The organism is Variovorax rhizosphaerae (assembly GCF_037889975.1).
GTDB classification, from domain to species: domain Bacteria; phylum Pseudomonadota; class Gammaproteobacteria; order Burkholderiales; family Burkholderiaceae_C; genus Variovorax; species Variovorax rhizosphaerae.
Genome location: NZ_JBBKZT010000012.1, coordinates 142912 through 156014 on the forward strand (window position 1 = coordinate 142912; position 13103 = coordinate 156014).

Here is a 13103-nt window from a genome sequence, read left to right on the forward strand (position 1 = left end):
ATCAACACTTTTTTGTTGCTATGCAGCAATCTAGGGGGCGCCTTCTAAAACTCGGCGTAAATGGACGTAACGGGCACAATCCGGCGCCATGAATCGCCCAGCCACAAAGCCCACGCCCGACCACCGCAGCCAGTACGCCGCGTTCCGCACGATCCCCACCCGCTGGTCCGACAACGACATGTACGGCCACGTCAACAACGTCGTCTACTACAGCTGGTTCGACACCGCGATCAACGCCCTGCTGATCGAGCGCGGTGCCCTCGACGTCCGCCAGGGCGAGGTGGTCGGCTACGTGGTCGAGACGCAGTGCAACTACTTCGCCCCGCTGGCCTTCCCTCAGCCGGTCGAGGCCGGCATCCGGGTGACGCAGTCGGGCCGCTCCAACGTGCGCTACGAGATCGGCCTGTTTGAGCAGGGCGCCGAAACGGCTGCGGCGCAAGGCCACTTCGTCCACGTCTACGTCGACCGCAAAAGCCAGCGGCCAGTCGAGCTTTCGCCCGAACTGGCCGCGGTGGTTCAGTCGCTGACGCGCTGAATTACATCTTCATGGCCTTGATGTCGGCCTTGCCCTTGGCCTCGTCGGCCTTGGCCTGCTTCTCACAAGCGCTCTTTTCCGCACCCTTCTGGTCGTCGCACTTTTCCTTGGCGACCGCGTACTGGGCGTCTACCTTTTCTTCAGCCACCTTGCGTTGATGGCTGGGGCTGGGCTGGTAGGCCTGTTCCAGTTCGGCCTTGGCAACGTTTTCCTTGCCCTTGGCTTCCTTCTCGCACACGTCCTTGGCGTTGTCCTTCATCGTGTCGCACTTGGCCTTGTCGACCTTGTAGTCGGCCTCGATCTTTTCCTTGGCGACCTTGTATTCGTCCTTGGTCATGGCATTGGACGCCTGTGCGCCGAGCAGGCAGGACGAAGCGATTGCGATCATGAGCAGATGTTTTTTCATGGTGGTTTCTCCGGGTAGTTACTGAAAAGAGTGCAGGTGATCAGACGCGTTCGAACCAGAGCGCGCTCGGTTCGCGGCCATCCCGCGTTTCCCATTCGCTGACCTGCTTTTCGGCTTCATCGCGGCTGATGCCATGGCGTTCCTGGATGCGGCCGAGCAGCTGGTCGCGCTTGCCGGCGATGACGTCGAAGTCGTCATCGGTCAGCTTGCCCCACTGTTCCTTGACCTTGCCCTTGAGCTGCTTCCAATTGCCCTCGATGGTGTCCGTGTTCATGGCTTGCTCCTTCGTTGCGGTTGAGTCGTCGGCGTGTTTGTCGACGTGGAGGCAATGTGGCCGAGGCCCCTGCGCACAACGGTAGGACTTGCAGGGAAGGGCCCGTAGGCACGCGCCGACGCAAAGCGGCACAGGCCGTGATAATGGCCTCGGCACCCAAGAGACAACCCGGTTCTGCACCCATGATCATCAACAGCCTCCTCGACACCGACCTCTACAAGTTCACGATGATGCAAGTGGTGCTGCATCGCTTCCCGGGGGCGCGCGTGGAGTACCGCTTCAAGTGCCGCAACCCGGGCGTCAACCTCGCGCAGTTCGCCAACCAGATCCGCGAGGAAGTGCGCCACCTGTGCTCGCTGGAGTTCAAGGAACCGGAGCTGGCTTACCTGCGCACGATGCGCTTCATCAAGAGCGACTTCGTCGATTTCCTCGGCCTGTTCCGTCTCAACGAGAAGTACATCCAGATCACTCCGCAGCCCGACGGCCAGCTCGACATCCTCATCAAGGGACCGTGGCTGCACACCATCCTGTTCGAGATCCCGGTGCTGGCCATCGTCAACGAGGTCTACTTCCGCAACACGCAGCCCTCGCCGGACCTGGCGCAGGGCCGCCGCCGCCTCGAAACCAAGATCGCGCAGCTGCAGGGCGAAGGCCTGAGCGACCTCAAGATCGCCGACTACGGCACGCGCCGCCGCTTCTCCAAGGAATGGCATGAGGAAGTGCTGCGCACGCTGAGCGGCAAGCTCGGTGCGGTGACGGTGCCGGCCCGCCTCGGCGATCGCAGCCCGCAGCTCGCCGGCACCAGCAATGTGCTCTATGCGATGAAGCTGGGCCTGATCCCGCTGGGCACGATGGCGCACGAATACCTGCAGGCCTGCCAGGCGCTCGGTCCGCGATTGCGCGACAGCCAGGTGTTCGGCTTCGAGATGTGGGGGCGTGAGTACCGCGGCGACCTGGGCATCGCGCTGTCGGACGTATATGGCATGAGCGCCTTCCTGCGCGACTTCGACCTGTTCTTCTGCAAGCTCTTCGACGGCTCGCGCCACGACAGCGGCGACCCCTTCCAGTGGGGCGAGCGCATGCTGGCGCATTACGTGGCCAACCGAGTCGACCCGCGCACCAAGACGCTGATCTTCAGCGACGGCCTGACCGTCCCGCGCACCATCGAGCTCCACCAGCAGTTCCGAGGGCGTTGCCAATTGGCCTTCGGCATCGGCACCAACCTCACCAACGACCTCGGCTACGAGCCGCTGCAGATCGTCATCAAGATGATCCGCTGCAACGACCAGCCCGTGGCCAAGCTGTCCGACACGCCGTCCAAGAACATGTGCGAGGACGAGAAGTACCTGGCCTATCTGCGGCAGGTGTTCGAGATCGCATGAAGACCGTGGCTCGCGCTGCCGCCACGTTTTTCTTCGTCCTCCTGTTCCCGACGCTGGCCGGCGCGGCCGGGTTCGATGCCTCCGCGCTGTCCCCGCTGTGGGGCGTGCCCTTTGCCGGCATCCTGCTCTCGCTCGCCTTGATGCCCTTGCTGGCGCCAAGCTTCTGGCACCACCACTACGGCAAGGTGGCGGCGGCCTGGGCGCTGGCGTTCCTCGTGCCCTTCGGCGTGGCCTACGGGGCGCCGTTCGCAGGCGAGCAACTGTTGCACGCACTGGTGGGCGAATACATCCCCTTCGTCGTGCTGCTGACGGCGCTGTACACCGTGGCCGGTGGCATCCACATCCGCGGCAACCTGCATGGCGCACCGGGTTTGAACACCGGCATCCTCGGCATCGGCGCGCTGCTGGCCAGCCTGATGGGGACCACCGGTGCATCGATGCTGCTGATCCGCCCGCTGATCCGGGCCAACGACAACCGCAGGCACCGGGTGCATGTGGTGGTGTTCTTCATCTTCATCGTGTCGAACGTGGGCGGCTCGCTCACGCCCCTGGGTGATCCGCCACTGTTCCTCGGCTTCCTGCAAGGCGTCGAGTTCTTCTGGACGCTGCGCAACATCCTGCCGGACACGCTGTTCGTCGTCGGCCTGTTGCTCGTAGTGTTCTACCTGATGGATCGCCACTACTACCGCAAGGAAGGCGTGCTGCCCGCCGACCCGACGCCGGACACGCCCGGGATCGGCTTCGACGGTGCCCGCAACTTCTGGCTGCTGGGCGCGATCGTTGCGCTGGTGCTGATGAGCGGGGTGTGGAAGTCGCCGGTGAGCTTCGAGATCCACGGCACCCACGTCGGCTTGCCGGGTCTCGTGCGCGACCTGGGGCTGGTGGGGGTGACGTTGCTGTCGCTCGCGATCACCCCCCGCAAGGTGCATGCCGACAACCGCTTTTCCTGGGCCCCGATGGCCGAAGTGGCCAAGCTCTTCGCGGGCATCTTCCTGACCATCATCCCGGTGATCGCGATGTTGCGCGCGGGCGAGCAAGGCCCCTTCGGCGCGGTCGTCTCCGCCGTGACCCGTGCCGACGGCCAGCCCGACCCGGCCATGTACTTCTGGGCCACCGGCGTGCTGAGCGCCTTCCTCGACAACGCGCCGACCTACCTGGTGTTCTTCAACACCGCTGGCGGCAATGCCCAGACGCTGATGACCACCCATGCCGACACGCTGGCGGCGATCTCCGCCGGCGCCGTGTTCATGGGCGCTTGCACCTACATCGGCAATGCGCCGAACATGATGGTCAAGGCCATCGCGGACGAACGCGGCATGGGCATGCCGGGCTTCTTCGGCTACATGGCCTGGTCCGGTGGCATCCTGTTGCCCCTGTTCATCCTCACCACCCTCATCTTCTTTCGCTGAACATCATGAGCAAACCCAAGGTACTGATCGCACGCGGCATCTTTCCGGAAACCATCTCGCGGCTTGAAGAACACTTCGAGGTCGAGTCCAACCAGGCCGACGCGCTCTGGAGCAAGGCCGAACTGATTGCGCGGCTGCAGGGCAAGGTGGGCATGTTCAGTTCCGGCACCGAGCGCATCGATGCCGAAGTGCTCGACGCCTGCCCGGACTTGAAGATCGTCTCCAACATGTCCGTGGGCTACAACAACCTCGATGTCGACGCGATGACCGCGCGCGGCGTGCTCGGCACGAACGCGCCCGACGTGCTCACCGAGACCACCGCCGACTTCGGCTTCGCGCTGCTGATGGCGACGGCCCGCCGCGTCTCCGAGAGCGAGCATTTCCTGCGCGCCGGGAAGTGGACCAAGTGGGCCTACGACATGTTCTCGGGCGCTGACATCCATGGCAGCACGCTCGGCATCATCGGCATGGGACGCATCGGGCAGGGTATTGCCAGGCGCGGTGCGCATGGCTTCGGGATGAAGGTGATCTATCACAACCGCTCGCGGCTCGATGCATCGCTGGAAGCCGAATGCAAGGCCAGCTATGCGAGCAAGGAAGAGCTGCTTAAGACGGCTGACCACGTCGTCCTGGTCGTGCCCTACAGCCCCGCATCGCACCACACCATCGGCGCGGCTGAACTGGCGCTGATGAAGCCGACCGCCACGTTGATCAACATCGCGCGCGGCGGCATCGTCGACGATGCGGCGCTGGCCGTGGCCCTGCGCGAGAAGCGCATCGCCGCCGCCGGCCTGGATGTGTTCGAAGGCGAGCCCAAGGTGCACCCGGACCTGCTGACCGTGCCGAACGTGGTCCTCACGCCGCACATTGCCAGCGCCACCGTGCCCACGCGCCGCGCCATGGCTGACCTGGCGACCGCCAACCTCATCGGTTTCCTCACCCAGGGCAAGGCGGTGAGTCCGCTCAACCCCGCGGCGCTCGCTGGCAGGACATAGTGCAAGCCAGGCTGAACAAACAGGCAGAACAGAACTTCGCTGAATGATGGACTGGAACGGATGGATGGTGCCTGCCGCGCTGGCGGCTGTGGCGCTGCTGGTGGGACTGTTGGCGGGCTGGCTTTTCGGTGGCGCGTCGGCGCGTCGCAGCGCCGCGGAGACCTTGCGGGAGCAAGTGGACGAGGCCCGTGCGCAAGCGCTGCAGATGGCCACGGCCGAGGCCGAAGGCAGCCTGCGCCCGCAGATCGCGGTGGCGCAGGAGCGTGCGCGCGGGGCGGAGCAGGAACTCGGCGCGCTGCATGCGGAATTCGCCGACCTGCGCGCCCAGTCCGATGATTGGCGCGACGCGTTGGACAACGTGCGCGACGAGCGTGCGCAACTGGCCGAGCGCGCGGAACGCGTGCCGGTGCTCGACCAGGCGCTGACACAGGAGCGCCGCGCGCATGACGTGCTTCGCAACGAGGCCAGTGCGCTGCGCACGCAAGTCGCGGAACTGAAGACGCAGATGGAAGCCGATCGGCACGAGGCCGAGAAGGTGCAGGCGCTGCAACGCACGCAGGCCGAGGAAAAGCTGGCCTACCTGCATGAAGCGCGCGAGGCGCTGGCCAACCAGTTCAAGGCGCTGGCCAACGACATCCTCGAGGAAAAGAGCAAGCGCTTCGTCGAGCAGAACCAGACCAGCCTGGGCGCGCTGCTCGATCCGCTGCGCATGCGGCTGGCCGACTTCCAGGGCCGGGTCGAGCACTTCTACGACACCGAGGGCAAGCAGCGCTCCGCCCTGGCGCAGCAGGTGACGCAGCTGATGGAACTCAACCAGTTGCTCGGCGCCGAGGCCCGCAACCTGACGCAGGCGCTCAAGGGCTCGTCCAAGACGCAGGGCAACTGGGGCGAACTGATCCTGGAGCGCGTGCTCGAAGCGTCTGGCTTGCGCCGTGGCGTCGAGTACCACGTACAGCAGAGCCACACGCGTGAAGACGGCTCGCGCGCGCAACCCGACGTCATCATCCACCTGCCGGAAGACCGCAAGCTGGTGGTCGATGCCAAGGTGTCGCTGCTGGCTTACGAGGAATGCGTGAGCGCGGCGTCCGACGAGCAACGGCATTCGGCGCAGCGCCGGCACCTGGCGTCCATCCGAACGCACATCGACGGACTGTCGAGCAAGCGCTACGAGCAGCTCTACAGCCTGAAGTCGCTCGACTTCGTCTTGATGTTCGTGCCGATCGAGCCCGCGTTCATGCTGGCCGTGTCGGCCGACGACCAGTTGTTCATGGATGCGTGGGCCCGCAACGTATTGCTGGTCAGCCCGTCCACGCTGCTGTTCGTGGTGCGCACCGTGGCGCACCTCTGGCGGCAGGAGCAGCAGAGCCGCAACGCGCAGGACATCGCCAAGCGCGGCGCCGAGCTCTACGACAAGCTGGCGGCTTTTGTCGGCGACCTGGAGCGCGTCGGCAAGTCGCTCGACCAGGCGCAGGCCGCGTATGGCGAGGCCTTCAAGAAGTTCAGAAGCGGCAACGGCAATGCGATCCGGCAGGCCGAGATGCTGCGCGCGCTCGGTGTGAAGCCGACCAAGACCTTCAGTGCGGCCACGCTGGATGCGGCCATTCCGGAGGCAGGCCTTGAAGCGCCGGAGCCCGGGTTGCCCTTGATCGGACTTCCGGAAGACCTGCCACCAACATGAAAGCCTTGTGTGGCGGGATTGCCCCTGATCGACCTTCCGGAAGATCCGCCCTCGGCATGAATCTCTTGCGCAGCACCGCGAGGGCGCGGCCAATCGATCGGCAGGTGCGATGACGCCGGACCTGCTGCGCCTGATCGTCGCGCAAGTCTGCCTGCACGCGGCCATGACAGGCACGCGGCTGGCGTCGCCGCTGCTCGCACTGAAGGAAGGGCACAGTGCGGCGACGGTGGGGGTCTTGCTGGCCTTGTTCGCACTCACGCAGGTGTTCCTGGCGCTGCCGGCAGGGCGCTTCGCCGATCGCCATGGCTTGAGGCTGCCGCTGCAGATCGCGGTGGTTGCGGCGAGCTCGGGCGCCGCGCTGGCCGCCTTGTTCCCGGTGCTGCCGGTGCTCTGCCTGGCCGCGCTGCTGACTGGCGGCGCTACCGGCATCGCGCTGATCGCCTTGCAGCGCCACGTCGGCCGCGCCGCGGCCAACCCGACCCAGCTCAAGCAGGTGTTCAGTTGGCTCGCCATCTCCCCGGCCGCCGCCAACTTCGTCGGGCCCTTCGCGACCGGCCTGCTGATCGACCATGCAGGCAGCGTGCCTGGCGACCTCGTCGGCTATCGCACGGCCTTCGTACTGCTGGCCGTGCTGCCGGTCATCTGCTGGCTGTTGGCCCGAGGCACACCGGAACTGCCGATCACGCGCGCACCCGCCGGTACGCCAAAGCCGCGCGCCTGGGATCTGCTGGGCCAGCCGATGTTCCGACGCCTGCTGTTCGTCAACTGGCTGCAGTCGGCCTCATGGGACGTGCACACCTTCGTGCTGCCGCTGTTGGGCCATGACCGCGGCCTGAGCGCATCGGTGATCGGCTCGGTACTCGGCGCCTTCGCGGTCGCCGCGGCGGCCATCCGCGTGGTGCTGCCGATGGTGGCATCGCACCTCAAGGAGCGCACCGTCATCACCGCCTCGAACGTCGTCACGGCGCTGGTGTTCGCGGTCTATCCGCTGATGACCACGGCGCTCGGCATGGGCGCCTGCTCGGTCGCGCTGGGCATCGCGCTCGGTGCGGTGCAGCCGATGGTGATGAGCATGCTGCATCAGATCACGCCGCATGCGCGGCACGGCGAGGCGCTCGGCCTGCGGGTGATGACGCTCAATGCGTCCAGCGTCGCGATGCCGATGCTGTTCGGCGCGGCCGGCTCGCTGATCGGCATCGCGGGTGTGTTCTGGTTGGTGGGCGGCATCGTGGCCGCGGGGACGCGCGCGGTGTGGGGGCTGAAGGTTCCAGCCCCCGCCGATCACAGCTTGTAGAACTTCTTGATGTAGTCCCACGCATCCGCGGGCGCATCGACATACTCGAACAGGTTGACGTCGCCCGGCGAGATCACACCTTCGTCCACCATGAAGTCGAAGTTCACCAACTGCTTCCAGTAGTCCGAGCCGAACAGCACGATCGGCACCGGCTTCGACTTGCGCGTCTGCACCAGCGTGATGATCTCGAAGAGTTCATCCATCGTGCCGAAGCCACCGGGGAAGGCCACCAGCGCCTTGGCCCGCATCATGAAGTGCATCTTGCGGATCGCGAAGTAGTGGAACTTGAAACTCAACGCCGGCGTGACATACGGATTGGCCGCTTCTTCCATGGGCAGCGCGATGGCCAGCCCGACGTTGAGGCCGCCGCCTTCGTAGGAGCCGCGATTGGCCGCCTGCATGATGCCGGGGCCGCCGCCGGTGCAGATGAAGAGCTTGTCCTCCGGCTCCTTGTCGTTGCTGTATTCGGCCACGAGCTTGCCGAAGGCGCGGGCCTGCTCGTAGTAGTGCGAGCCGCGTGCGAGCTTGCGCAGGCGCTCGACCAGCGGTGCGTCGCCGGCTGCCTCGGCCTGGGCGATCAGTGCGCGCGATTCCTCCTCGCTGCGAAAGCGCGCGCTGCCGAAGACCACCACCGTGTTCTCGATGCCGTGCTTGCGCATCTCCAGGTCGGGCTTCATCAACTCCAGTTGCATGCGGATGCCGCGTGTTTCCCGGCGCAACAGGAACTCGGGGTCGGCGAAGGCGATGCGCGATGGATCGGGGTCGAGCGGCAAGCCGCTGTCGGCGTGGGTCTGCAGCGTGGCCCATGCGTCGGCCAGTCGCTTGTCATGGATGTTGTGGGTCTTGTTCATGGCGGTTCAGCTTGGAGGAAGTGGACTTGATTGTGCGCGTTGCAGGATGCGGGCCAACCTGATTTATCAGCGTCAAGCGGGTGGTTCGGCCAGCGGAATGCGCGTCTCGAACTTGGAGCAGTTCATGGCGAAGGTGCTCTTGAAATTGCGCACGTTGTTGTTCGACGAAAACACCTCGCGCGTGAAGGCGTGGTAGCGCTCCATCGAGGCCGCATTGACGACCAGCAGGAAGTCGAATTCGCCGGACACTTCGTAGCAGGCCATCACATCAGGCTCCCCGCTCATGCGCTTCTCGAAGTTGCGCAGCAAGGCATCGTTCTGCTTGTCCAGCTCGACAGAGACGAACACCGTGAGCGGTCGCCCGACCTTCAGCCGGTCCACGATCGCCACCTGCTTGAGCAGCACACCGGAGGCCTTGAGCTGGGCAATGCGGCGCTGGCAGGTCGCGGGGGAGGCGTTGAGCTTGTCGGCCAGTGCGCGCAGGGGAAGCGAAGCGTCCTGCTGCAGCTGGTCGAGGATCTGCGTGTCGAGGCGGTCGAGGTTCATGCGGTGTCTGTTTCATCCGAGGGGCGAAGTCGGGCGAAATGAAGCAAAAGCGGGGCGCGAATGGTAAATCCACCCGCTCCCCCGTTCCTAAGATCATCACCATGATCACCGAAGACTTCAGCCAGCAATTGGTGCGCTGGCGCCATCACCTGCACCGCCATCCCGAGACCGGCTTCGAGGAGAAGAAGACCTCCGACTACGTTGCCAGCGTGCTCGGCGCCTTGGGCCTGGAGGTGCACCGGGGCATCGGCGGTACAGGCGTCGTCGCCAACCTCAAGGTGGGCAAGGGAGAAGGCGCGATCGGCTTGCGCGCCGACATGGATGCGCTCGCGATCAACGAGGACGCCGCCGGCCGCGACCATGCCTCGCAGTCACCCGGCTGCATGCATGCCTGCGGCCACGACGGCCACATGGCGATGGTGCTGGGCGCGGCGCAGCTGTTGGCGGAGCGGCGCGATTTCAACGGCACGGTGCGTTTCATCTTCCAGCCCGCCGAGGAACACGGCCGGGGCGCCAAGGCCATGATGGACGACGGCCTGTTCCAGCGCTTTCCGGTCGACGAGATCCATGGCGCGCACAACATGCCCGGCATGCGGGCCGGCCATTTCGCGACTCGCACCGGCGGCATCATGGCCAGCGAGGACAACTTCGTGATCCGCATCACCGGACGCGGCGGACATGCGGCCCGGCCGCACATGGGCGTGGACCCGCTGGTGATCGGCGCGGAGATCGTGCTGGCGCTGCAGACGGTGGTGGCACGCTCGGTCGACCCCGGCATGTCGGCCGTGGTGTCCTGCACCGAGTTCATCACCGACGGCATCCGCAACGCCATCCCGACGCACGTGACCATCAAGGGCGACACCCGCAGCTACGCGCCCGAGGTGCAGGCGTTGCTGGCGCGCCGCATGCGCGAGATCAGCATGGGCATCTGCCAGGCGCACGGTGCCGAATGCAGCTTCGAGTACACGCACGAGTTCGCACCCACCGTGAACTGGCCCGAATGCGTGCCCACCGCGTTGGCCGCCGCCACCGCCATCGTCGGCGCCGACAAGGTCGATGCCAACGTGCAGCCGATGATGATCTCCGAGGACTTCGGCGCCTTCCTCCGCCACGTGCCGGGCGCCTTCGTCTTCATCGGCAACGGCGATGCGGGGCAGGGCGGCGTGCCGTTGCACAACGCGCGCTACGACTTCAACGACAACGTGCTGCCCGTGGGCGCCCGCTACTTCGCAGAACTGGCGCGCATCCGCCTGCCGCGCTGAAGGACACCATGCTGATTGCCAACACGCGCGCCCGTCGGGGCGCCTACGAGCCTGCGCTCGCGCAGGTCATGAACATCGCCGCCGCCCGTGAGAGCCGTCGCTGGCTGTCGCACTGGTCGGGCCTCAATCCCGGCGCGACGCCGTTGCGCACGCTACCGGGGCGGGCGCAAAGCCTGTCGATCGGCAGGCTCGATCTCAAGGACGAATCCGCGCGTTCGCCGCTCGGCAGCTTCAAGGTGCTGGGCGCGCCCATCGCGCTGCTGAGGCTGGTGCTGCGTCGTTGGCCTCACGACGCGTTCCAGCCTGCGGACCTGTTCGCCGGGCGGCATGCCGACGTGTTGAAGGACTTCACCGTCATCAGCGCCACCGACGGCAACCATGGCCGCGCGCTGGCCGCCGCCGCGCAAAGCCTCGGCTGCCGCTGCGTGATCGTGCTGCATGCGAATGTGAGCCAGGAACGCGAGGACGCCATCGCAGCCTTCGGCGCGACCATCGTGCGCGTGGCCGGCAACTACGACGCCTCGGTACAGGAGGCCGCTCGACTCGCCAAGGCCAACGGCTGGCAGGTGGTCTCCGACACCTCTTACGAGGGCTATGAAGACATCCCGCGCGACGTGATGCAGGGTTACGCGGGCATCGTCGACGAGTTGCTCGAAGGTCAAGCTGCATGCCCCTGGACGCACGTCTTCCTGCAAGGCGGCGTCGGCGGGCTCGCGGCCGGCATCGTGAGTTACTTCTGCGAGCGCTTCGGCGCAGCCCGGCCCACCTTCATCGTGGTCGAGCCCGAGCAGGCCGATTGCCTTTTCCAAAGTGCCCGCTTGGGCCGACCGGCGCTCGCGACCGGCTCGGTCGATTCGGTGATGGCCGGGCTGGCCTGCGGCGAAACCTCGCCCCTGGCCTGGCGCTTCCTGGAGCCGGCCGTCGATTTCTTCATGACGATCCCTGATGCCGCCGCCGTGGGTGCGATGCGCTTGCTGGCCGAAGGAGCGGAAGGTGACGTGCCCGTCCTGAGCGGCGAGTCAGGCGCCGCGGGCTTGGCCGCGTTGCAGCTGCTGGCCAATGCACCGTCGCTGCGCCAGCAGATCGGGCTCGACGGCGATTCGCGCATCCTCCTCATCAACACCGAAGGCGCGACGGCGCCCGGCGTGTACCGGGAGCTCACCGGCCGATCGCCCGCCGATGTGCTGGCGGCACAGACCGCCTTTGCCGCGCGCACGGACATCGACGAACACGCGCTGATGCATCGCATCGCCGCCCACGCCGAAGTGGGCGCAACCCCGCAGGGCGGCGTCTGCCGCATCGCGCTGACCGACGCCGACCGCGATGGCCGTGACCTTCTCGTGCGCTGGATGAAGGAACTGGCCCTCGACGTGCACATCGACCAGATCGGCAACATCTTCGGCATCCGCGCAGGGGCCCAAGCCGACGCCGCACCGGTCATGACGGGCTCGCACATCGACACCGTGGCAACCGGTGGCCGCTATGACGGCTGCTACGGCGTGATGGCCGGGCTGGAGGCGGTCCGCGTGATGAATGCGGGTGGCATCCGAACGCATCGCCCCGTCGTCGTTGCCGCATTCACCAACGAAGAGGGCGTGCGCTTCATGCCCGACATGATGGGTTCGCTCGTCCATGCGGGCGGCTATCCGCTGCAACAGGCACTGGCCACCGTCGGCACGGACGGCAGCGTGCTCGGTGCGGAACTCGCGCGCATCGGCTACGCGGGCGCCATGGCTTGCGGCGCGATCCGGCCGCATGCCTTCGTCGAATTGCACATCGAGCAGGGCCCGGTGCTGGAAGCCGAAGGCATCACCATCGGCGCGGTGCAGGACCTGCAAGGCATCTCGTGGCAGGAGATCACCGTCGCCGGCCAATCGAATCATGCGGGCACCACGCCCATGCACCTGCGCCGCGATGCGGGCTATGCGGCGGCGGCCATCGCGGTGTTCGTGCGCGAACTGGCGCAGCGCTTCGGCGGCAGCCAGGTGGCGACCGTGGGCTCGATGCAACTGCATCCGAACCTGGTCAACGTGATTGCATCGCGCGCCACCTTGACCGTCGACCTGCGCCACACGGACGAGGCGACCTTGCAGCGCGCCGAGGCCGAACTGGCCGGCTTCCTTCAGGCCTTGTCCGCGCGCGAATCGGTGAGCATCGAAACGCGCGCGCTGGCCCGCTTCGAACCGGTGCGCTTCGACCCGCGGATCGTGGGCCTGATCGAGCAATCGGCGGCCTGCCGCGGCCTGTCCTGCCGGCGCATGACCTCGGGTGCCGGCCATGACGCGCAGATGATGGCGCGTATCTGCCCCACGGCGATGGTCTTCGTGCCCAGCCAACAGGGCATCAGCCACAACCCGCGCGAGCACACCGCGCCCGCGGACCTGATGCACGGCGCCAACGTGCTGCTGGACGTGATGCGCGAGTTGGCCGACGAAAACTGATCCAGAGATTGAGCGGCAAACGCCCGGCGC

At 66.2% G+C, this 13103-nt stretch carries 12 protein-coding genes; 8 read left to right on the forward strand and 4 right to left on the reverse strand.

The window, feature by feature from the left end:
• Positions 1 to 88: 88 nt before the first annotated feature.
• Positions 89 to 535, forward strand: a complete 447-nt coding sequence (locus WKW82_RS24720) for an acyl-CoA thioesterase (protein ID WP_340345016.1) — start codon at positions 89 to 91, stop codon at positions 533 to 535.
• 1 nt (position 536) lies between these two features.
• On the opposite strand, the gene WKW82_RS24725 is transcribed toward WKW82_RS24720, so the two are convergent.
• Entirely contained in the window at positions 537 to 941 is a 405-nt protein-coding gene (locus WKW82_RS24725) for a hypothetical protein (protein WP_340345018.1), read from the reverse strand.
• 40 nt (positions 942 to 981) lie between these two features.
• Positions 982 to 1215: a CsbD family protein gene (locus tag WKW82_RS24730; RefSeq protein WP_340345019.1), complete on the reverse strand. Its 234-nt coding sequence runs from the start codon at positions 1213 to 1215 to the stop codon at positions 982 to 984.
• Between the two features lie 182 nt (positions 1216 to 1397).
• On the opposite strand from WKW82_RS24730, the gene pncB reads away from it, so the two are divergent.
• The 5 genes from pncB (at position 1398) to WKW82_RS24755 (ending at position 7973) form a co-directional block, all read left to right on the forward strand.
• A complete protein-coding gene (gene pncB, locus WKW82_RS24735) occupies positions 1398 to 2597 on the forward strand; it encodes a nicotinate phosphoribosyltransferase (RefSeq protein WP_340345021.1) in 1200 nt (399 codons plus the stop codon).
• Positions 2594 to 4006: a sodium:proton antiporter gene (locus tag WKW82_RS24740; RefSeq protein ID WP_340345023.1), complete on the forward strand. Its 1413-nt coding sequence runs from the start codon at positions 2594 to 2596 to the stop codon at positions 4004 to 4006. Before pncB ends, WKW82_RS24740 begins: the two co-directional genes overlap by 4 nt.
• Before the next feature lie 5 nt (positions 4007 to 4011).
• The gene (locus tag WKW82_RS24745; protein WP_340345024.1) at positions 4012 to 5001 is read left to right on the forward strand and encodes a 2-hydroxyacid dehydrogenase; all 990 of its coding nucleotides are present in this window, start codon (positions 4012 to 4014) and stop codon (positions 4999 to 5001) included.
• A gap of 43 nt (positions 5002 to 5044) precedes the next feature.
• Positions 5045 to 6679 (forward strand): DNA recombination protein RmuC, encoded by a 1635-nt coding sequence (locus tag WKW82_RS24750; RefSeq protein WP_340345025.1) that lies wholly within the window; start codon positions 5045 to 5047, stop codon positions 6677 to 6679.
• A gap of 109 nt (positions 6680 to 6788) precedes the next feature.
• Positions 6789 to 7973 carry an MFS transporter gene (locus WKW82_RS24755; RefSeq protein WP_340345026.1) on the forward strand — a complete coding sequence of 395 codons (1185 nt, stop codon included), beginning with the start codon at positions 6789 to 6791 and terminating at the stop codon, positions 7971 to 7973.
• Here WKW82_RS24755 and WKW82_RS24760 read toward each other — a convergent pair.
• Positions 7961 to 8824, reverse strand: coding sequence for an LOG family protein (locus tag WKW82_RS24760; RefSeq protein WP_340345027.1), 864 nt, complete (start codon positions 8822 to 8824; stop codon positions 7961 to 7963). The genes WKW82_RS24755 and WKW82_RS24760 overlap by 13 nt on opposite strands.
• Before the next feature lie 72 nt (positions 8825 to 8896).
• Positions 8897 to 9370, reverse strand: a complete 474-nt coding sequence (locus tag WKW82_RS24765) for an Lrp/AsnC family transcriptional regulator (RefSeq protein ID WP_340345029.1) — start codon at positions 9368 to 9370, stop codon at positions 8897 to 8899.
• 101 nt (positions 9371 to 9471) lie between these two features.
• Here WKW82_RS24765 and WKW82_RS24770 point away from each other — a divergent pair, with 101 nt between their 5' ends.
• Entirely contained in the window at positions 9472 to 10632 is a 1161-nt protein-coding gene (locus WKW82_RS24770) for a M20 aminoacylase family protein (RefSeq protein ID WP_340345031.1), read from the forward strand.
• A gap of 8 nt (positions 10633 to 10640) precedes the next feature.
• Positions 10641 to 13073 carry a diaminopropionate ammonia-lyase gene (locus tag WKW82_RS40665; RefSeq protein WP_422823572.1) on the forward strand — a complete coding sequence of 811 codons (2433 nt, stop codon included), beginning with the start codon at positions 10641 to 10643 and terminating at the stop codon, positions 13071 to 13073.
• Positions 13074 to 13103 lie beyond the last annotated feature (30 nt).